Annotated in this window: 17 protein-coding genes and 2 pseudogenes; 12 read left to right on the forward strand and 7 right to left on the reverse strand. The window is 67.4% G+C overall.

The window, feature by feature from the left end; translation table 11 throughout:
• The 5 genes and pseudogenes from ELR45_RS15000 to ELR45_RS15020 form a co-directional block, all read left to right on the forward strand.
• A pseudogene (locus tag ELR45_RS15000) lies at positions 1–283 on the forward strand (hypothetical protein); the annotation flags it as partial.
• 262 nt (positions 284–545) lie between these two features.
• The gene (typA, locus tag ELR45_RS15005; protein ID WP_205856711.1) at positions 546–2,417 is read left to right on the forward strand and encodes a translational GTPase TypA; all 1,872 of its coding nucleotides are present in this window, start codon (positions 546–548) and stop codon (positions 2,415–2,417) included.
• A 66-nt stretch (positions 2,418–2,483) separates the two neighbouring features.
• Positions 2,484–4,136, forward strand: a complete 1,653-nt coding sequence (locus ELR45_RS15010; protein WP_129667143.1) for a peptide ABC transporter substrate-binding protein — start codon at positions 2,484–2,486, stop codon at positions 4,134–4,136.
• Positions 4,137–4,152: 16 nt separating this feature from the next.
• Positions 4,153–5,073 carry an ABC transporter permease gene (locus tag ELR45_RS15015; protein WP_129667144.1) on the forward strand — a complete coding sequence of 307 codons (921 nt, stop codon included), beginning with the start codon at positions 4,153–4,155 and terminating at the stop codon, positions 5,071–5,073.
• Entirely contained in the window at positions 5,066–5,995 is a 930-nt protein-coding gene (locus tag ELR45_RS15020) for an ABC transporter permease (RefSeq protein ID WP_129667145.1), read from the forward strand. The genes ELR45_RS15015 and ELR45_RS15020 overlap by 8 nt, the downstream gene beginning before the upstream one ends.
• A gap of 155 nt (positions 5,996–6,150) precedes the next feature.
• On the opposite strand, the gene ELR45_RS15025 is transcribed toward ELR45_RS15020, so the two are convergent.
• A complete protein-coding gene (locus tag ELR45_RS15025) occupies positions 6,151–7,323 on the reverse strand; it encodes a sigma-54-dependent transcriptional regulator family protein (RefSeq protein ID WP_129667146.1) in 1,173 nt (390 codons plus the stop codon).
• 257 nt (positions 7,324–7,580) lie between these two features.
• Here ELR45_RS15025 and mshB point away from each other — a divergent pair, with 257 nt between their 5' ends.
• The 3 genes from mshB (at position 7,581) to ELR45_RS15040 (ending at position 11,214) form a co-directional block, all read left to right on the forward strand.
• On the forward strand, positions 7,581–8,504 hold the full coding sequence (gene mshB, locus ELR45_RS15030) for an N-acetyl-1-D-myo-inositol-2-amino-2-deoxy-alpha-D-glucopyranoside deacetylase (protein WP_129667147.1): 924 nt from the start codon (positions 7,581–7,583) through the stop codon (positions 8,502–8,504).
• Entirely contained in the window at positions 8,501–8,941 is a 441-nt protein-coding gene (locus ELR45_RS15035) for a DUF6113 family protein (protein WP_129667148.1), read from the forward strand. The genes mshB and ELR45_RS15035 overlap by 4 nt, the downstream gene beginning before the upstream one ends.
• A gap of 257 nt (positions 8,942–9,198) precedes the next feature.
• On the forward strand, positions 9,199–11,214 hold the full coding sequence (locus ELR45_RS15040) for a VanW family protein (protein WP_240759733.1): 2,016 nt from the start codon (positions 9,199–9,201) through the stop codon (positions 11,212–11,214).
• A 71-nt stretch (positions 11,215–11,285) separates the two neighbouring features.
• On the opposite strand, the gene ELR45_RS15045 is transcribed toward ELR45_RS15040, so the two are convergent.
• Positions 11,286–12,275, reverse strand: coding sequence for a GNAT family N-acetyltransferase (locus ELR45_RS15045; protein WP_129667150.1), 990 nt, complete (start codon positions 12,273–12,275; stop codon positions 11,286–11,288).
• Positions 12,276–12,370: 95 nt separating this feature from the next.
• On the opposite strand from ELR45_RS15045, the gene fdxA reads away from it, so the two are divergent.
• Both fdxA and dapC read left to right on the forward strand, forming a co-directional pair.
• Entirely contained in the window at positions 12,371–12,700 is a 330-nt protein-coding gene (gene fdxA, locus ELR45_RS15050; protein ID WP_129667151.1) for a ferredoxin, read from the forward strand.
• A gap of 40 nt (positions 12,701–12,740) precedes the next feature.
• The gene (gene dapC / locus ELR45_RS15055; protein ID WP_129667152.1) at positions 12,741–13,862 is read left to right on the forward strand and encodes a succinyldiaminopimelate transaminase; all 1,122 of its coding nucleotides are present in this window, start codon (positions 12,741–12,743) and stop codon (positions 13,860–13,862) included.
• A 130-nt stretch (positions 13,863–13,992) separates the two neighbouring features.
• Here dapC and ELR45_RS15060 read toward each other — a convergent pair whose 3' ends face one another.
• Entirely contained in the window at positions 13,993–15,465 is a 1,473-nt protein-coding gene (locus tag ELR45_RS15060; protein ID WP_165367791.1) for a hypothetical protein, read from the reverse strand.
• Between the two features lie 317 nt (positions 15,466–15,782).
• Positions 15,783–16,682, reverse strand: coding sequence for an SDR family NAD(P)-dependent oxidoreductase (locus ELR45_RS15065; RefSeq protein ID WP_129667154.1), 900 nt, complete (start codon positions 16,680–16,682; stop codon positions 15,783–15,785).
• 149 nt (positions 16,683–16,831) lie between these two features.
• Between ELR45_RS15065 and ELR45_RS15070 the strand changes: the two genes are divergently transcribed.
• The gene (locus ELR45_RS15070) at positions 16,832–17,464 is read left to right on the forward strand and encodes a TetR/AcrR family transcriptional regulator (protein ID WP_165367792.1); all 633 of its coding nucleotides are present in this window, start codon (positions 16,832–16,834) and stop codon (positions 17,462–17,464) included.
• 93 nt (positions 17,465–17,557) lie between these two features.
• On the opposite strand, the gene ELR45_RS15075 is transcribed toward ELR45_RS15070, so the two are convergent.
• Both ELR45_RS15075 and dapD read right to left on the reverse strand, forming a co-directional pair.
• Complete coding sequence (locus tag ELR45_RS15075; protein ID WP_205856631.1) at positions 17,558–18,574, reverse strand: VldE C-terminal domain-containing protein; 1,017 nt, start codon at positions 18,572–18,574, stop codon at positions 17,558–17,560.
• Between the two features lie 122 nt (positions 18,575–18,696).
• The gene (gene dapD / locus ELR45_RS15080) at positions 18,697–19,626 is read right to left on the reverse strand and encodes a 2,3,4,5-tetrahydropyridine-2,6-dicarboxylate N-succinyltransferase (protein WP_129667156.1); all 930 of its coding nucleotides are present in this window, start codon (positions 19,624–19,626) and stop codon (positions 18,697–18,699) included.
• Positions 19,627–19,728: 102 nt separating this feature from the next.
• On the opposite strand from dapD, the gene ELR45_RS15085 reads away from it, so the two are divergent.
• Complete coding sequence (locus ELR45_RS15085) at positions 19,729–20,406, forward strand: peptidase inhibitor family I36 protein (RefSeq protein ID WP_129667157.1); 678 nt, start codon at positions 19,729–19,731, stop codon at positions 20,404–20,406.
• A gap of 71 nt (positions 20,407–20,477) precedes the next feature.
• Here ELR45_RS15085 and ELR45_RS35225 read toward each other — a convergent pair.
• Positions 20,478–20,793: pseudogene (locus ELR45_RS35225) on the reverse strand (hypothetical protein); the annotation flags it as partial.

Genomic DNA, 20,793 nt, shown 5'->3' on the forward strand with positions numbered 1-20,793 from the left:
GTCGACATACCGATCTCTGAAAGCCGAGTACAAGGTGCTGCAGGCCGCCGAACGCCGGGCGCGCCGGGAGCAGTTGCAGCGACACGTCAGCACTCACGTCACGGGTGATCTGACGGAGAACTTCGATGACCACTTCGGCGAGCAGGTCGATTCACGCATCGACAATGCCCTGGTGGAGATCGGCGTCGGCGGTGACGGTGACGGTGACGGTGACGGGGGTCCGTCGTCCGCGACGGTCCCCGGCGACGATAATCCGCGGCAGTCCACGCCGGAACCGGGCTGACGCCGGAGGGTTATTCGTCGCTGGAAGATTCTCCGATCAACGGTGGAGCGCTGTTCCTGCTATAGCGGGGACAGCGCTCCACCGTTCTTAAGGAGAACTCTGCACCGTTGGGCGTGGAGGACCGTTGGCGATGTGGTCGCAGCTCAGCACGGCTAAGTAGACCGGGGCTCAGCCCGCGGGCCGCGCGTGAGCGGGGAGCGTGCGGAAACCCGTATCATGGAGCGTCGATTCCCCTTCACGAAACGAGTACATCCGCATGTCCATGCGCAGACGCGACGATCTCCGTAACGTCGCTATCGTCGCCCACGTTGACCACGGCAAGACCACGCTGGTGGACGCCATGCTCTGGCAGTCCGGCGTCTTCCGCGCCAACCAGGACGTCGCCGAGCGGGTCATGGACTCCGGTGACCTGGAGCGGGAGAAGGGCATCACCATCCTCGCGAAGAACACCGCGGTGCGGTGGGGTGAGACGACGATCAACATCATCGACACACCTGGGCACGCCGACTTCGGTGGCGAGGTGGAGCGTGGCCTGTCGATGGTGGACGGCGTGGTCCTGCTGGTCGACGCCAGCGAAGGGCCGCTGCCGCAGACCCGTTTCGTCCTGCGCAAGGCGCTGGCGGCGAAGCTGCCCATCGTGCTCGTGGTGAACAAGACCGACCGCCCGGACGCGCGGATCGCGGAGGTCGTGGACGAGACATACGACCTCTTCCTTGACCTGGTCGAATCCGACGATTCCTCGTCGGCCGGCTCGCTCGACGCTCTCGACTTCCCCGTCGTCTACGCGTGCGCCGTCGACGGGAAGGCGTCGCTTGAGAGGCCCGAAGACGGAACCGCTCCGGACTCGGAGGATCTTGCTCCGCTGGTGCGGACGATTCTGGACACGATCCCCGCGCCGGAGTACACGGAGGGTGCGCCGCTGCAGGCGCATGTGACGAACTTGGACGCTTCGCCGTTCCTCGGACGGCTGGCGTTGTGCCGGGTGCGCGAAGGTGAGATCGTGAAGGGCTCGCAGGTCGCGTGGTGCCGCAAGGACGGCAGCATCGTCCCGGTCAAGATCACGGAGCTGCTGGTCACCCAGGCGCTGGACCGGGTCTCTGCGGACTCCGCCCGGCAGGGGGACATCATCGCCGTCGCCGGCATTCCGGAGATCACCATCGGTGAGACGTTGGCCGATGCCGACGATCCGCGGCCGCTGCCGTTGATCACCGTGGACGAGCCCGCGCTGTCGATGAACATCGGGGCGAACACCTCGCCGCTGTCCGGAAGGTCTGGTGGCACCAAGGTGACGGCTCGGCTGGTCAAGGACCGGCTGGACGCGGAGCTCGTCGGTAACGTGTCGTTGCGCGTGCTGCCGACCGAGCGCCCGGACACGTGGGAGGTGCAGGGCCGTGGCGAGCTCGCGCTTGCGGTCCTCGTGGAGACGATGCGCCGGGAGGGGTTCGAGCTGACCGTCGGCAAGCCGGACGTCGTGACGCGCGAGGTCGAAGGCAAGGTGCACGAGCCGGTGGAGCGCCTGACCATCGACTGCCCTGAGGAGTACCTCGGGGCCGTGACCCAGCTGCTGGCAGCGCGCCGGGGCCGGATGGAGCAGATGACGAACCACGGGTCCGGATGGATCCGGATGGAGTTCGTGGTGCCGGCGCGCGGCTTGATCGGGTTCCGGACGGACTTCCTCACCGAGACCAGGGGGACCGGCCTGGCGCACCATGTCTTCGAGCGATACGAGCCGTGGTCCGGAGAGTTGCGGACGCGCCGTACCGGTTCGCTGGTCGCGGATCGCACGGGTGTGGCGACCTCCTACGCGATGTTCAACCTGCAGGAGCGCGGGACGCTGTTCGTCGAGCCCGGCACAGACGTCTATGAGGGGATGATCGTCGGTGAGAACTCCCGCCCGGACGACATGGATGTGAATATCACCAAGGAGAAGAAGCTCACCAATGTCCGCTCATCTACGGCGGAAGAACTGGAACGGCTGATTCCTCCGCGGAAACTCTCACTCGAGCAGGCGCTGGAGTTCTGCCGGGACGACGAATGCGTAGAGGTGGCGCCGGCCGCGGTCCGCCTGCGAAAGGTCATGCTCAACGCGTCCGAGCGCGGGCGGGCGGCGTCGCGGCGGAAGCACCAGAACTGACCGGGTACTGAAGAATGCCCGAATGGACCATAGGGGCCGTATTTGTAGAGCTTCCATAATCCCGTAATGTGTGCACTTGTGGAGGTGCACATGGGGTGGGCTGCCCGTGGTGTTGTCACGGCCATCGGCGGCGTGGTGCTCATGCTCGCCGCGTGCGCGGCGGATGACACGTCCGGCGGTGGCGCGGACGCGATCACGGTGCGTGGATGCAATCCGGAGAATACCCTGGTGCCGAGCATGACCATGGAGTCCTGTGGTGGCCAGGTGGTGGACCAGCTCTTCTCGAGGCTCGTCCGCTATGACCCGGACACGGCGGAGCCGCGCTATGAGATCGCCGAGTCGATCGAGTCGGACGACAACCAGACCTGGACCATCGAGATCGCGGAGGGCTGGACCTTCCACAACGGCGAACCCATCACCGCTCAGAGCTTTGTCGACGCTTGGAACTGGGCCGCGTACGCCCCGAACGGAACGCCTAACTCCTACTTTTTCCGGGGCATCGAGGGTTACCAGGATCTGCAGCCCGCGGACGATGCCGAACCGTCCGGGCAGATCACGGCCGACATGGTGTCGAGTGAAGAAATGTCTGGATTGAACATCGTCGATGAGTTGACATTTACGGTAACTCTTTCCCAACCCGAGCCTTCATTCCCGAAGCGCGTGGGGTATGTGGCATTCGCTCCGCTGCCTGAGGAATTCTATGAGGATCCGGAGGAGTTCGGCGAGAATCCGATAGGCTCTGGTCCGTTCGAGTTCATCGAATGGGTAAGGAATTCCGAGATCAAGCTGCGGGGATATGACGAATACCAGGGTGAGACGATGCCGCAGATCGACGAGGTGACGTTCAAGATCTATCAGGACGAGGGCGCCGCCTACAGCGACCTGCAAGCGGACAACCTCGATCTGGTGCCGCAACTGCCCATCTCGGCGCTGGCCGGCGACGCGTACAGGGACGACCTTCCGGGCCGCTACGTCGAGAAGGAAGCGCTGGTGGTCAGCACGATCTCGTTCGCGCCGGAGTCGGTGGACGACTCTTTCGCCGATCCACGGCTGCGGACCGCCATCTCCATGGCGATCGACCGAGAGGCGATCACCGAGACGATATTTCACGGTAGCCGGGAGCCGGCGACCGGCTGGGTGGCGCCCGGGGTGGAGGGTTACGAACCCGGAGTGTGCGGTGATTACTGCATGTACGACCCGGAGCATGCCCGCGAGTTGTTCGACGAGGCGGGCGGGTACGACGGGACTCTGACGCTGTCCTACAACAGTGACGGTGACAACAAGTCGTGGATCGACGCCGTCTGCAACAGCATCATGAACACGCTGGATGTCGAGTGCGTCGGCACACCGGTCTCGGACTTCAGCACGTTCCGTTCGCAGATCAACGATCGGGAGATGACCGGGATGTTCCGCAACCAGTGGCAGGCGGACTACCCGAGCATCGAGAGCTTCCTGGCCGAGGTGTACGTCACCGGCGCGTCCGGGAACGACAGTGACTACAGTAACCCGGACTTCGACGAGCTGATCGAGGATGCGGGGTCATCGCAGGGAGACGACGCGATCGCGAAGTACAACGAGGCCGAGGAGCTCCTCGTGGAGGACATGCCTTCGGTGCCGCTCTGGTACAGCTCCACCATCGCCGGGTACTCGACCAAGGTGGACAACGTCAAGATCACCCCGTTCCAGACGGTAGACCTGCTCAGCGTGGTCATCAAGTAGCACGGGCGCTTCTCGAATGAGCCGGTATGTGCTGCGGCGGCTGCTGCAGGTGGCGCCCGTGTTGCTCGGCACCACGTTCCTGATCTACGCGATGATGTGGTCGCTGCCGGGCGACCCGCTCGCCGGGCGGTGCGGCGGGCAGCCGTGCCCAGAGAGTTACCTCAACCGCATGGTCGAGGCTTATAACCTGGGTGACCCGCTGGTGGTCCAGTACGCGAAATACATGGCCGGCCTGGTCACCGGGGACTTCGGGATGACCTTCGCCGGTGCGCCGGTCGCCGACGAGCTGCTGCAGCGGTTCCCGGTGACGCTGCAACTGGCCGCGATGGCGGTCGTCGTCGAGATGGTCATCGGGATATCGGCCGGAGTACTCGCCGGCCGCCGCCCCGGAGGGTTCGCCGACAACCTGGTGCTGGTCAGCACGCTCGTCGTGGTGGCGGTCCCGGTGTTCGTGCTGGCGCTGGTGGCACAGTCGATGCTCGGCGTGCGGCTCGGCTGGTTCCCGGTCACGTCCGACGGAGGGTTCGTCTCGTTGATCATTCCGGCCGTCGTGCTCGGGAGCCTGCCGCTGGCATTGGTCGCGCGGATGATGCGCTCCAGTCTGATCGAGAACATGCAGGCGGACCACGTGCGCACCGCGGTCGCCAAAGGAGCCTCCGCGCGACGGGTGGTTCTGCGGCACGGAGCTCGTAACTCGCTGGTTCCGGTGGTGACGCTGGCCGGCGCGGACTTCGGCAGTCTGTTGGCCGGCTCCGTCGTCGTGGAGCTCGTGTTCAACATCGATGGCGTCGGCGAACTGCTGATACGCAGCGTACGAGACGGCGAGATCGGTACCGTCACGTCGGTGGTGACGCTGCTGGTGCTGCTTTTCCTTCTGGTGAACCTCGCCGTGGATCTCCTCTACCCGGTGCTGGATCCGAGGATCCGCCGTGCCTAGAACGAGTCCGGGACGACGCCGGCAGGTGCCGGATATGACGTTCTCCCGCCGGGGCCGCCGATCCCGGGTGTGGGCCCGGCTATGTCGGCGACCGGTATTCTGGGCGGCATCCGCGGTCATCGTGCTGCTGGTTGTGGTGGCCCTCGCACCCGGGCTGTTCACCGAGCGTGATCCGTCCTACTGTGATCTCGCGCTCTCCAGGCGGGGCCCCGGGGACGGCGCATACTTCGGGTACAACCTGCAGGGATGCGACCTGTACGCGCGCACGGTCTACGGGGCGCGCGCCTCCGTGGTGGTCGGCATCTGCGCCACCGCCGCCGTCGTCGTGATCGGGGGCCTGGTCGGGACGTCAGCCGGGTATTTCGGCGGCTGGACCGACGCGGTACTGTCCCGCGTCACGGATGTCTTCTTTGGAGTACCGCTGCTGCTCGGAGCGCTGGTGGTGCTGGTGGCCTTCCCATCGGACGGGTCCACCCCCGGCTGGCAGACGACGGGCAAGGTGGTGCTGACGCTGGCGGCGCTGGGCTGGACGACGGTGGCACGCCTGGCGAGATCTGCCGCGATCCAGGTCAAACGCGCCGACTATGTGACGGTGGCGCGGGCGGCCGGTGGCGGGCACGGGCTGGTGCTCCGCCGGCACGTGCTGCCGAGCGTCGTCACGCCGGTGCTGGCGTGGGCGACGATGGCTGTCGGCGGGTTCATCGCGGTGGAGGCGACGCTGTCCTTCATCGGGATCGGGTTGCAGCCTCCGGTGATCTCCTGGGGGACTGAGATCAGCGAGGCACAGCCGTACATCCGCCAGTCACCGCACATGCTGCTTTTCCCGAGCACGTTCCTGTCGGTGACCGTCCTGGCCTTCGTGGTGCTCGGCGACGCCGTGCGGGACGCCCTGGACCCTCGTCCGGGGGACGTGGCGTGCTGAAGAAAAGGGGGGCTTTAAGCTTCAGCACGCCACGAGTCTGGATGCCCCGGGTGAATGTGACCGGACGGGCCTGGGGCGTGACTTCGGATGGCCCGTCCGGTCCGATACATGACAACGCTAGGTGCTGTGCCGTTGCAGTTGCGTTGCGGCGCAGGTCAGAGAGGGGATCTGAGTGCGCTGTCGATGACATTGAGGGCGGATGCGACCTCGGCGCGCCGGAGAGATCCGTAAGGTAGCCGGACCAGGCAAGCCTGCCAGAGCTCGGCGTCATCGTGCCCAGCGGCAGACCGCGCGAAACGTAGCAGCACGTCGGCGCCGGCATGGCGGAGCAACGAAGTCCGGAGCCAGCTGTGCAGGTGACTGCGGTACGAGACGACGCCGGGCGCGTCGGAGCGCGGCAACAGGGGGGCCTGATAGAGGTCGACGGCGCGTCGGTGGGCGCCTCGTTGCAGACATTCCGAGACGTCGGCTGCGTCGGTCCGCAGTTCGACGTTCAGACGGTACGGCCGCGACGGCGCGAGCAGAGCCGGCCAGGATTTGCGCAGGCGGGACAGCTCGGCGCGGACGGTGACCTCCGCGGTGTCATGCTCGTACATCAGACCGGCGAGCTGGCCGGCGGTAAGGCCGTTGGGGTTGAGCGCGAGCAGAACCAGAAGTTCGGTGTGGCGGAGACTGAGTTCGGTGGTTCGGCCGGCGACCGTGAGCTCGCCGCGTTCCCGGCCGAGTACGCGCAGATATGCCGTGTCGGCCGCACCGAGTGGCTCCGGTCGGTACAGGCGGAGCTCGCCCTCTACGGCGGCGACGGCGGAGCGGATCAGCAGTGCGGACTGAGGCGACACGACGTCGTCCTTGCCCACGATGGTGAGGACACCCACGCTCTGACAGGTATGCGGGTCGCGGATCGGCGCGGCCGTACAGCTCCACGGGTGAACCACTTTGGCGTAGTGCTCACTGCCGAAGATCTGGACCACATCGTTGACCACGAGTGCCGTGCCGACCGCGTTGGTGCCGGCGTCCGCCTCACTCCAGGCCGAGCCGCTCAGGATGTTGATGCCTTCCGCGCCGCGGATCAGGTTCGGGTCACCCTCCACCCACAGCACGCGCGCGTCGGCGTCGGTGACGGCCACCATGACTCCGGCCTCCGCCGCGTCCCGGACGAGCAGTTCGTGCACGGCCGGCATGACGTGCCGTAGGGGATGGGTCTCCCGAGCCGCTTCGAGGTCGTCATCGACGAGCACGACGGGCGGGCCCGGCGTGTCCGGGTTCACGTGGAGCTCGGCGGAGCGTCGCCACGACTCGAGGACGACGGGACGGACCTTGCTCGGCATTCCTGCTTGAGCCAGGAATGTCTCGTGCGCCTGGGCTGTGTGTCGCCACCGTTGGGCCGCGTCGATGCCCGGTGGCAGAGCAAGCGATGGACTGGAGCGCCCCCACGCTCGGTTCACCGATGCCCCCGTTTCCGTGTACCTGACGCCGCATCTACCGCTCGGATAGATCTGTCGTCGCTCAGTTTAGACGTTGAGCGCCGATTCGTGCGGGTGAGGCGCACGTGGCGCTGTCGGTGCCGCTGACTATCGTTGCAGTCATGGTCGACTCCAACTCTCAGCGGCGGCTGCTGCTGGTGCATGCGCATCCGGACGACGAGACCATCGGCACGGGCGCGACGATGGCACGATATGTGGACGAGGGCGCACACGTGACGTTGGTCACGTGCACCCAGGGTGAGCAGGGCGAGATCCTGGTACCGGAACTCGCCCACCTTGCGCCGGAGCGTGACGACGCGCTCGGTGAGCACCGGGCGAAGGAGCTGGCGGCGGCGATGGCCGAGCTCCGCGTGACCGATTATCGGTTCCTTGGTGGCGCTGGCCGCTATCGGGACTCGGGGATGGTCTGGGGCGACGAGGGACGCCGCGCGGTCGCGCCGGACAGCGTACGGCCGGACAGCTTCTGGGCCGCCGACCTGCGTGCGGCAGCGGATGAGCTGGTCGAGGTGATCCGCGAGGTCCGCCCACAGGTGATGGTCACGTATGACGAGAACGGCGGCTACGGCCACCCCGACCACATCCAGGCACACCGGGTGGCCACGTACGCACTGGCCCTTGCCGGGGTGGACAGCTATCGGCGTGATCTCGGCACGGCCTGGTCGGTGGCCAAGATGTACTGGACGGCGATGCCGCGCAGCGTGATCCAGCAGAGCATCGAACAGTACAAGGACCACCCGGACAGCCCGTTCGGGGAGGCCCAGTCCGCGGACGACTTCGGCTTCGTGGTCGACGACGCCGATGTCACGGCCGTGATCGACGGCAGCGCGTGGCTGGATCGCAAGGCAGCGGCGATGCGGGCGCACCGGAGTCAGATCGACGTCGATGGCCCGTTCTTCGCACTCTCCGACAACATGGGGCAGGAGATCTGGGGGAAAGAGCACTACCGGCTGGTGCACGGCACCCCTGGAGGAGGCGAGCCGCAGGCCGGGCAGGAGTCCGACCTCTTCGCCGGTCTCGGGTGTTGAGAACGCCTCCAGCGCTGAGCTTGCTGCTGCACGCGACGCTGCTCGGCGCGCTGGCCGCCGTGGCGGTCGTCACCGCGGTCGCCGGCGCATTCGTGCACCGCTGGGCTGGCGGCGTCGGGATATTCCTCGCCGTGGGCGCCGCGGTGAGCGTGTGCGTCCTGGCGCGCCGCGCGGCTCGTTCCAGGCTGGGAATCGCGGTGGTCGGTCTATGTTGGCTTGTGCCCGTGCTGGTGCTGGCCCAGGAGCGGCCCGCTGGGGACGTCGTCATCGCCGCCGACACGACTGGGCTCGTCTTCCTGTTCGGGGGAGCCATCGGCCTCGCTGTCACGTTGGGCATGGGGACGGGCCGGATGCGACCGATGCTGCCGGCTGCAGGCGAGAACGAGACCGAATCAAGATCAGATAACGGCGCCGTAAAAGCGGACGATCCGTCGTAGTTCGAGTAGGATTCGCTCGGCAGACTGTCGTGTCTGCCCGATGATATGGATATCTCGCGTGTTAGGTATACCCCAAGGTGACCGACAAACAAACGAATGCGAGCGACTCGCCGCCAGAAGCGGACGGCGCCGGCCGTCCGGCAGGCGCCGAGTCCTCCAATGATGCAGACCAACCGGCTGATACCAATGCGGAAGCGGGAGCTGCCGGTCCCGAGGAGACCCCACCGTCGTCCAACGGGAGAGAGGCTTCCGAGAGCGTGCCAGGGCGCAACGAGTCCGGGGATGAATCCCCGGACGGTGCGGTAGACGCGCGAAACGCGTCGGCCGCTGTGCCTGGCGCACTCGGGTCTGCCGCTGCCGGTGCTCCGTCTCAGCCGCCGACTCCGCCTCAGCAGTCCACACAGCCTGAGCAGCCCACGCCACCTCAGTCGGCGATCGCTGTCCAGAGCGCCGACCAGCCCACCGAGGAGGTACCGGCGGTTCCGGCCACGGCGCCGGGCGACGACGGAGGCTCGGACAAGCCCAGCCGGCGGGGCCGGAAGGCGGCGATCATCGTCGGCCTGGTGGTCGTCGTGCTGGGCGTGGCCTACGGCGTCACCTACCTGCTGGCTGGTGGCAAGCTCGCCCAGAACGCGACCGTCGCCGGGATCGAGGTCGGTGGCCTCACCCCTGCCGAGGCCCGTGACAGGCTCGACGCCGAGCTGCCGGCGGTGGTCGACGAGCCGATCCACCTTCACCTCGGGGAAACGGACGCGATGTACGACGTCGTCCCGTCCGAGGCCGGGATGGGGATAGACGTGCCGGCCACTGTCGCGGCGGTTCCGGGCGGTAGCGCCAACCCTGTGTCCCTCGTGAAGGCGCTGTTCGGCGGTGACGAGGTGGAACCCAGACCGGAGATCGACCCCGACCGGCTGCGCAGCTCGCTGGAGGGCATCGCCGAGCAATCCGACACCGAGCCGGTCAACGGGTCCGTCGCGTTCGAAGACGGCGAGGTGGTGACCAGTGAGCCGGTCACCGGTACCTCTTTGGACGTGGACGGCGCGATCGACGTGCTCTCGGATGCGTTCTTCGGCGGTGAGGCGCGGGAGATGCCCATCGGCGACCTGACCGTCCCGGTCGACGAGAACCAGCCCAACGTCACCGAGGCCGACCTGTCCGAAGCCGTGTCCGAATTCGCGGAGCCGGCTATGTCCGGGCCGGTCACGGTGGTCGCCGGAGACGAGAGCATCGAGCTTCCGCCGGAGATGATCGGCCAGTCGCTGAAGCTCAGCCCGAACGAGAACGGCGCCCTCCAGCCTGAGCTGGACGGCGAGAAGCTGGCCGAGCTGGCCGACGACGAGCTGGCCGAGCTCGGGCAGGAAGGCAAGGACGCCACGATCACGATCGAGAACGGCGAACCCGTCGTGGTTCCCGCCGAGGCCGGTCAGGGAATCGAGAAGAGTTCCCTGGGCGACGCCGTACTGCTGGCGCTGACCGAGGACGGAGACGGTCGTCGCGCCGAGGTCGAGATGGTCGACGTGGACCCGGAACTGACCACGGAGGGTGCGGAAGAGCTCGGCGTGAAGGAGGTCGTGGCGGAATTCACTACGACCTTTCCACCAACCAAGGAGTATCGGAACGTCAACATCGGCCGGGCCGCCGAGCTGATCGACAACACCTTCCTGGCGCCGGGTGATGAGTTCAGCCTGAACGACATCGTGGGTGAGCGTACAGAGGCCAACGGCTTCACGTCCGGCACCATCATCAACGGCGGACGGCTGGAGAGCTCGCTCGGCGGTGGGGTCTCCCAGGTGGCCACGACGGCGTTCCATGCGGCGTTCCAAGCCGGGCTGGAGGACGTCGAGCACTGGCCGCACTCGATCTACTTCTCCCGCTATCCAATCGCGCAGGAGGCCACGGTCGCGTGGGGCGCCAAGGACATGCGGTTCGCGAACGACACACCGTACGGCGTGTTGGTGGATACCGAGTTCACCCCCAGCGCGGGGCAGGACGAGGGCGTCTTGACCGTGCGAATCTGGAGCACCGAACACTACGAGGTCGAGACGTCAGTGTCGGAGCGCAGCAACTTCACCTCGCCGCAGACTATCTACGACACCGGCGCCGACTGCGAGCAGCAGGCGGGAAGCCAGGGATTCGACATCACGTCGTACCGCAAGGTGTGGACGCTGGACGGTGAGTTAGTGAAGGACGAGGCAGACCCTTGGACTTATAACCCGAACCACCAGGTGATCTGCGGCCCCGACCCGGACGACGGCGGAAGCGACGACGACTAGTCACGACGAGCGACCACCACGACCGACCACCACAACCGACGACCGGCCACCACGACTGCCGGCAGGGAAGCTCACGACGTGGGCGCCTGCCGGTAGTGGTACGTGTGGTGGTCCGCGAACCCGAGCTTGCGGTATGCCGCCTGGGCCGCTGTGTTGGCCTCTTCGACCTGCAGGTAGACGTGGCCGGCGCCCAGCGCCGCGGCCCAGGTCGCGAGCCCCGCGACGACATGGCTGCCGAGTCCGCGTCGTCGTGCCTGTGGGGTGACCTCGACCGCGGTGACACCCAGCCAGCGACGGCCGTTGGGCGCGTCCGTCACGGCGCCGCGGGCGATGGCCACCCGGCCGCCGTCCTGATCTACCGAGGCGAAGCCGACGCTGTCCGCATGGGTCAGGACGTCGACGGCGTGCGGTGGGAGCTCGGCGCCGCGGTAATGGTAGGCGGCCAGCCACGCGTCGTCGGGCCGGTCGTCGATCCGGACCGGTGGAAGATCCGGGTTGCTTCCGGATCGCACGCGGTCAAGCTCCGCTGTGAGGACCCACACATCCTCGCTCCGCGACCATCGGCGCGCGTCGAGTACGGACCCCAGACCGGCGCCCAACGGTCCAGGGACCTGGAACGTGGGCGGCAACCCGTGCTCGGAGTACCAGGCTTCGACCTCGGCGACGGCGGCGTCGATCGGCCGCCCGGGGTCGCCGAGCGGGATGCAGGAGTTGGCCCGCCTGGTGAAGCCGCCCGCTGCCCGTAGCAGCCAGTCGCCGATGCGGTGAGTCTCCGGCGCCTGCCACCCGTGCGCAGCGGCGATCTCGAGATCACGCACCTCTCGCCTGGTGACCGGACGCGCTGGGATCGCCTTGATCGCGATGACATCCGCTTCCGCGACCATGACCGGTTCGCCCTCCGGCTGGCGGGACCGGCGGAGGGTGAGTGTGCCGTCGGTCCAGGACATCAGGATGCCCAGGACATCGGTCGCCGCTTGTTCGGCGCCGTGCAGGCGGTGACGCAGGACGACACGGCGACCGACAAGTTGATCCCGCTCGTTGACGGGGGGAACGTGTCTCATAGGCTGACCTTTGTTGCATCGCAGTATGGGTGCACCGTGATACTAGGTGGTGTACGGCGCTCAACGGCGCCACGACCCGTCTGGAGGAGACCGTCGTGACATACGTCATCGCGCAGCCATGCGTGGATCTGAAGGATCTGGCCTGCGTCGAGGAATGCCCGGTTGACTGCATCTACGAGGGCGAACGGATGCTGTACATCCACCCCGACGAGTGTGTCGACTGCGGCGCGTGTGAGCCGGTCTGCCCGGTCGAAGCGATCTTCTACGAAGATGACCTTCCCGAGCAGTGGAAGGACTACTACCAGGCAAATGTCGAGTTCTTCGACGATCTCGGCTCGCCCGGTGGTGCGGCCAAACTCGGCGCGATCGACAAAGACCACACCCTGATCGCGGCACTGCCGCCGCAGGAGACGGGAGAGCACTGATCGGGCAGCGGAACGCACGGTCTTAGGAACGCGACCGTCGATGGCTGAGGACGCTGGATCGGGTGGTGCGCGGGCACTGGGCCTGCCCGCCTTTCCGTGGGACTCCCTGGTTCCGTACCGGGAGCAGGCCCGCGCTCACCCGGGCGGACTCATCGACCTGTCCGTCGGGACTCCCGTGGACCCGACTCCGCCGATCGTGCGCGAGGCGCTGGCCGGCGCGGCGGATGCACCGGGCTATCCGACGACGCAGGGAACCGCCGCCGTGCGCGAGGCGGCCGCCGGCTGGCTGAGACGGCGATTCGGCATCGGCACCGTCGACCCGGAGACGGGCGTGCTGCCGAGCATCGGCTCGAAGGAACTGGTGGCCTGGCTGCCGACGCTCCTGGGCCTGCACGACGGCGACGTCGTGGTCCATCCCGAGCTTGCGTACCCCACGTACGACATCGGCGCCCGGCTGGCCGGCGCGCGGCCGCTCGCCGCGGACTCGTCCGTCGCGCTGGGGCCGCAGCGTCCGGCGCTGGTCTGGCTGAACTCGCCGGCCAACCCTCATGGCCGGATTCTGCCGGCGGAACACCTGGCGAAGATGGTCGCCTGGGCGCGAGAGCGCGGCGCCGTCATCGCCGCGGACGAGTGTTACCTCGAGTTCTGCTGGGACGCATCGCCCGTCTCGGTGCTCGACCCCGCGGTGAACGGCGGTTCGCTGGACGGCGTGCTGGCCGTACACTCGCTGTCCAAACGGTCCAACCTGGCCGGCTATCGTGCGGGCTTCGTCGCCGGAGACCCTGCGCTGTTGAAACGCCTGCTGGAAATCCGTAGGCATGCGGGGATGATGATGCCCGCACCGGTGCAGGCCGCAATGGCGGCCGCACTCGACGACGACCAGCACGTCGATGAGCAGCGATCGCGGTATCACCGGCGGCGGGCCGTACTCCGCGAAGCGCTGGGCGCCGCCGGCTTCCGCATCGACCACTCCGAGGGCTCGCTCTACCTGTGGGCGACCCGGGACGAACCCTGCTGGGAAACGGTCGGCCGGCTCGCGGAGCGCGGAATCCTGGTCGCCCCTGGCGAGTATTACGGTCCGCCGGGACGCTCCCACGTGCGTGTCGCGCTCACCGCTACCGATGAACACATCGCTGCCGCCGCGGATCGTCTCACCGCCTAGCCGGCACCAGCTCCCTGGGGTGAGCAGAGGAGCCAAGCGAAACGGTCGGAACGTGCCGCTGGCCGCCGAGGGCAAGGTGAGCGGGATGTGCCCACCACCCACACCAGGCGCCCGGCGTCTCCGGACGCGATCAGGTGCTGGTGCCCGCCTGCGGCGACCCGTCGACGGCGGCGTACGCCGTCTCCAGGTCTCCTCCGATGCCGAGGGCGGTTTCCTCGGTGTCATCGCACATGACGACGGCGGACTGATCCGTCCCCTCGAAGACGAGGCTCCCGTCGTCCGGGAATGACCGCTCGGCGTCAGGGAACGCGGCCGCGTAGTACTCCTCTACTGCGCCGCAGAGCCAGATTCCGTCGGTGTGCTCGGCCAAGACCAGGCCGACCGCGGTGTCGCCGTCCTGGTCCCACACCGTGACCTCGCCGCCCGCCCAGGCCGCGGCGCCGTCGAGGGCGTCGTCCAGGGCCCGGTCTGTGTCTCCGCCGGGTGCTTCCAGGAGGAAGAGCAGGTCCGCGGCGCCGAACGTGTCGTGGTGGATCTCGTCCCAGCCGTCCGGACCGGCCAGAGCACGGACCTCCTCGGCTTCCTCGCCGAGCGCATACCGTTCCGGAAACAAGATCTGCGCACTGGTGGTGGGCAGATCGGCATAGGTGTCGTCGACCGAGGCCCAGTCACCGTCGAGGAACACGTCGCAGGTGAACGCCATCCCCTCCAGGTACGGGAAGGACAGGCTGCGCTCGACGAAGTGCGGGAGTGCCTCCAGATCGGCCGAGGTCCCGGCCGACTCGACCTCCAGGGCCAGCAGATCGGTGAACGACAGATGCTTCGTGATCATCATCTGGCCGTACAGCGTGGCGTCCCCCTCCAAGGCGCTGAGTGCGGCGAAGGCGGCGTCGCCGCCGTCGCTCTCGGCGAGACTCTCCAAGTCGGGAAGGCCGAACGTGGCGTCGGCCAGGGCGTGCACCATCTCGTGCGCGGTGACATAGGTGCCCATCGCGTCCATCTCTTCGGAGCCGATCACCAGCTCCTCGGTCTCCGGGCTGTAGTAGCCGGCGACGCCGTCGCCGAGAGCGTCGAGCTGAGCCTGAACCAAGTCGAGGCCTGGATCGATCGCGCCGAGTGCGGCCAGCATGCGGGACTCGACGGCGATCGCCTCCCGGTCGAGGTCCTGCTCACTCAGGTCGACCACCCGCTGCTGGACCTCGTCCATCGTGACGAACTCGATGTCGAGGTCGCCGTCAGCCGCCAGGCCGCGCTCGGACTCGACGATGTCTCTGACGGCCTCGACCTGCGTCTCGATCTCCGCGTCCGGGATGGAACCGCCGCCCTCGGACATCATGTCGAGCCCGATGCAGTCCAAGACGCTGGGATCGACCCCCATCTCGTTCTCGAGATCTGGATCGTCGAGGTCCAGTCCCTCACGCTCGAACCCTTCGAAGTCCTCGCCGAGAAGCTCGTCAAGGCCGTACTCCTCCATCAAGTCGACGAGGCCGCCCAACCCTGTCCTCGACTCGGCCCCGGCAAGCTCCTCCTCGAGGTCGTCGACTCTCTGGTCCATGACCAGATAGACGGTGCCGGACAACGCCAGTCCCACCACCGCGGTCAACGCCGTAGCGACCTTCCAGCCGCGGCTACCTGAAGATCCGCCGCCCTCTGCCGCCGCAGCGTAGCCTGGGTACCCGGGCGGACCCGGCGGCTGGCCGTGCGCCGCAGGCTGGGACTGGGATGGCTGCCCCTGCGGTCCTTGACCGGCCACCGGCCGGTGCGCGTCGGACGGCTGACCGGGCTGCGGTCCCTCTGGCGGTGGCGGAGGCGGTGGTTGGCTCATGATGTGTTCAGCCTATCGAGACGGGCACCGTCCTGAGACGGCAACTCGGACCGTCTCCGGCGATCGTCCGGTTCGCGGCACGTGCCGGCGGGGCACTATCCCGGCAAACCGACGAGTCGCGCGCTGTCGTGCCAGAGGGCTTGCGCCAGATCGTCGCGGCGGGCCAGAGCGGATGGGTCGGGCCAGGTGAGCCGTCCGCGGCGCAGCGCGGCGTAGGTCTGCCCTTCCGGCGGCATGGTCGCTCCGAGCGCCAAGTTCGCCAGTGCCTGCGCGGCGCCGGCGCGTGTGTTCAGGTTCCGGTTGAACCGCCGCAGCGGAACGCCTAGTGGCGTACCGAGCACCGCCCAGGCGGCGCGCAGAGGAGCGGCAAGGTCACGCGCCAGGCCGGTGCCGAAGACCTGGCCTGGGTCGTAGGGGATCACCGTGATGTGCCGGGACCGGATGTCGGGGTGCGCGTGCAGGGATCGTGCGGTCAGGATGCTGCACAGCTTGGATGCGGTGTAGGCGTGCTCGCCGGCTTTGCGCGGCTGAGTGTGCCGGTCGGGGTCACGATCGGGGTGTGCGAGCAGGGAGGCGTCGGCGTGGCGCGGCGTGGCCAGGCTGGCGCCGGTGGCAGGGTCGTGTGTCCCGCTCGTGGTCAGCACGACGCGTGCCTCGTCTGCCAGGGCGGGCAGGAGCAGGCGCAGCAGCAGGTAGTGCGCGAGGTGGTTGACAGCGAAGGTCGTCTCGTAGCCGTCGGGTGTGCGTCCACCGTCGTTGGGCAGAACTGTTCCGGCGTTCAGCAGCAGCGCGTCGATGCGGGTGTCGTCGAGTCGTTCGCGCACGGACCCGACGAACGCGCGTACCGAGTCCAGGCGCGTCAGGTCGAGGGGAACGGTATCGGCCGATGGCGAACGAGCACCGATGAGCATACGGGTGTCGGACGACTGGACGAGCCGCCCCGCCGCAATCGCGCCGAATCCGGAGCTGCCGCCGGTCATCACGATCGTTGTCATGCCTTGCCCCCAGGGTTGGGCGGATTCGGTCTGTCGCCGACGGCCGAACGGGCGGCCGAGTGCCGCGGTGTGTTCATGGTCCTCTTTTTCTGAGTTATGACTCAGTATATGATTTTCTGAGTTACAACACAAGAAGTAGGATGCAACCCATGGCAGAACTCGACAGCCGCGACGCGGCCGCATCGCAGTCCCGGCGCGGGCGACCACCATCGGGGGCTCGCGAGCAGATCCTTGCCACGACGTACGAACTGTTGCGCGAGAAGGGCATCGCTCGCCTCAAGACCAAGGAGATCGCCGCGCGCGCCGGCGTCTCCGAGGGCAGCATCTTCTACCATTTCCGCAACCGTGAAGGCCTGTTGTCCGCGGCATTCGAGCAGGCGATCGCGCCTCTGATCGCGCTGACCGGCCAGGGCGTCGGCGACCAGGGTCTGCGCGAGACGCTGACCGACTTCACCGCCGCGGTCGAGCAGTTCCTCGAGCGCGCGGTCGTGGTGATGTTCGCGGCGCAGTCCGACATCGACCTGCGGGCGAGTCTGGCCCAATACCTCAGGGGCGACGTGAACCGCCGGCCGGAGCGAGGTGTGCGGCTCGTCGGCGAGTACCTGGCCGGGCTGCAGGAATCCGGCGCCATCCGTACCGGCGTCGACGTCGAGACCGCCGCGTTCATGCTGGTCAGCAGCTGCCTGTTCCGGGTGAGCTATCCCTGGCTGATCGGCGAGCCGGCCGCAGTCCCCGCGCGCGATGAAGTCGTGGACACCCTCATCGCCCTGCTCGAGTCCTGATCCCAAGGCTCCCGGGTACAGGCCGCGTCCACATCATCGACCTCGACGCTCACGTCAGGTATGACCGTATGAATCATGCATCAGATGTGACAATTAACGACCGGAGGCGACGTCGATGTGCACGTGGTCCAGGTGTCGCAGCGTCGGGTTCTCCGTGTCGCCGGACGGGTGCTCGTAGGGGCGCCAGCCCTCGCTGGAGCGACGAGCGGTCCAGATCATGTCGTCGTAGATCACCGTGGCGATCCCGAGCCGCTCAGCGTGTGCCACGGCCCAATGGGCCACTGTCCACCCGAACCGGTTGACGTCCTCGTCCTCGTACGGCTGGAGCATGACGTCGATCGCCCGGCCGTCGTAATGGGCTGAGCCCTCGATGTGCCCCGATGTGATCCCACCAGGTTGGAAACCACCGAGATCCAGGTCACCGAAGAGTGCGGTCAGCTCGTCGTGCACGCCGCGGGCCCGCGGCGTGAGCCCGCCGTCGTCCATCTGCTGGGCCTGGAGCCCATCGAAGGCGTCCAGCGAGAACTGGCAGTGGAACGCGCCCTCCGAGTAGCCGCTCAGCGTCGACGCCAGAGCGCGCGCGTTCTGCTCGTGCTGCGCGTACGCGTCGGGGTATGCGCTGCGCTGCACTGCCTGTGCGGCCTCGGTGATCTCCATCTCGCGGTAACCGTCGATCTGCACCAGCGCGTCGTAGAAGGCACCGGCCGAGTAGACGGGGTCCTGGACCTGTTCTTCGGTACCCCAGCCCTGTGACGGCCGCTGTTGGAACAGCCCGAGCGAGTCGCGGTCGCCGTAGTCGAGGTTGTAGATGTCGGACTCCTGGTAAGCGGTCGCGAGCGCGATGGTGACGGCCCGGGCAGGCAGGCCGCGCTCGACTGCGATCGCGCTGATCGTAGCGGCGTGCTCCGCTTGCTGCAGGCTCAGCTCAGCCTCGTGTTCGCTGGTCGCGGCGACGCACTGTTCCCGGGTGCCGAGCAGCCCGTCCCGCCCATCGAGCTGCCAGATCAGCAGGAGCATAAGGCCGACGCCGAGTACCACCAGGATCACGACGGTACGTAGCAGGCGAGCGGCACGGCTCATCGTCGGCGCGTCGCGGCTGTAACGGTTCATGCAGCGGCCGGGGCCTCAAATACCGGTCCGAAGACCCGCCGAGCCTGCCGTGATCGGGGCAGCTGCCCCACGGACCAGACCGGGGCGGTCGGAGACATACGTGTCAGGCGGAGACGAGTGCATCAGTTCGCATGCAACGCCGAGTTGAGCCCGCCCCAGTCACCGGATCTGGCAAGCGCCTCGATCGCACCTGAGACGCTGTTCCGCCGGAAGAGCAGGCCGCTCTGTCCGGAGAGTTCGCGTGCCTTGACCACGCGGCTGTCCGGGAGACTGACCTTGGTGCCGGCGGTGATGTAGCAGCCGGCCTCCACCACGCATCCGTCGCCCAGTGAGATGCCGACACCGGAGTTCGCGCCGACCAGGCACCCCTCACCGACCGTGATCACTTCCTTGCCACCACCGGACAACGTCCCCATGATCGACGCGCCGCCGCCGACGTCGGAACCGTCGCCGACGACGACCCCGGCGGAGATCCGGCCCTCCACCATGGATGCGCCCAGCGTGCCGGCGTTGAAGTTGACGAATCCCTCATGCATGACGGTAGTCCCCGGCGCCAGATGCGCGCCGAGCCGAACCCGGTCGGCGTCGGCGATGCGGACGCCGGCCGGCACGACGTAGTCCACCATCCGGGGGAACTTGTCGATGCCGTACACGGTCACGGGCCCGCGGCGGTATAGGCGCAGCCTGATCCGCTCGAAGTCGTCGACGGGGCACGGGCCGTGGTTGGTCCAGACGACGTTGGCGAGCACGCCGAACATGCCGTCGAGGTTCTGCTCGCGTGGTGCGACGAGCCGGTGTGAGAGCAGGTGCAGCCGCAGATATGCGTCAGCGGCATCGGCCGGCGGTGCGTCCAGGTCGATCGCCGTCTGCACCAGACGTCGTTTGATGTTGCGGTCGGGGTCGTCGCCCTCGAGATTGCGCAGTTCAACGAGCGCAGCGGATCCGGCCGGTGGTTTGCCCAGTTCTGGCGACGGGTACCACACATCCAAGATCGTCCCGTCGAGAGCTGTGGTGGTCAGGCCTAATCCCCATGCGGAGCGTGCGTCGGGCATACCGCCAGCTTAAAGGGAGAGGCGGTGGTCGTTGCGCTGCGGGGTCCCGCCCCATGCCCTACCCTCCTGCTGGAGGACCTTGCATCTCGAAGGGAGACGCGTATGTTCGGAGAACCAGGTACCCGGAAGAAGCGGACCACCGCGGTGATCATGGGAGCGGCCGCCTTGCTGGCCGCTCCATTCATGGCGGGGCAGGCGAGCTCGGACGACAGTCCGGCACCGACCGGTCCGCTGGCGGACGAGATGGCCGAACTCCTGGAACTTCAACCGGGTGGCATCCAAGTATCCGACAATGCGCTGACATGGGACGACGGGGATACCGTGGTGGTGTGGCCCAACCCGGGCGAGACAGTCGCGCCGGCCGGGCTGGGGGAGAACGTCCGCAGCGACGTCGTCGAGGCGATGGGCTCGGCGACGCTGCTGGAGCAGGCGGAAGCGGAGAATGTCTCGGCCGAGCCGGGCACGGCGTCGTCGGACTTCCAAGCCGCCGGAAGCTACACCTCGTGCCCGTACAGCTACTACTGCTTCTACACCGGATCGAACTACGACGGCACCCGGTACCAGTTCTCCAGCACCTGCTCCTCGTACGCATCCAACTGGGGCTTCAACAACCAGACCACGTCATGGGTGAATCGGGCCGGTAGCGGCAAGGCCGTCTACGCGTTCGACTACAAGGGCAGTTCCCGCCTGTGGTACGAGGCACGCGGGTCGCAAGACTCGTATGTCGGATCCAGTGACAACAACCGTATGAGCTACTGGACCTGCACGTACACGTCGTAGGCAGTCCGAGTGCTTGGAGACTCGGGGGACACCAGGGTTCTGGACGGGGACAGGAACCTCTCCAGGAACCTCTACAGGAACAGCGTGTAGTCGATGACGGCCGGTGCGGCGGCGTCGAACCTCTCGACGTCGTCCATGAGCACCTGCTCGTAGCCGAGGACGCGCCCTTCGTCGGGATCGAGCAAGAGCACATGGCGGCTCGGCCAGCCACTGTGGTCGGAGTCCGCGGCGAACGCCTGCACGGTCCGCCCGGCACGGTCCGTGGTCTCTCCGAGAGCCTGAATATCCGGCGCGCCGGCGAGCAACCGAAGAGTCGCCGCACGAGCGTCGGCGCTGGGCACCTGCTCGAGGTGAAGGTCGTGGATCGCCAGGATCAGCTCGCCGCCG

The organism is Phytoactinopolyspora endophytica, from assembly GCF_004138495.1.
GTDB classification, from domain to species: domain Bacteria; phylum Actinomycetota; class Actinomycetes; order Jiangellales; family Jiangellaceae; genus Phytoactinopolyspora; species Phytoactinopolyspora endophytica.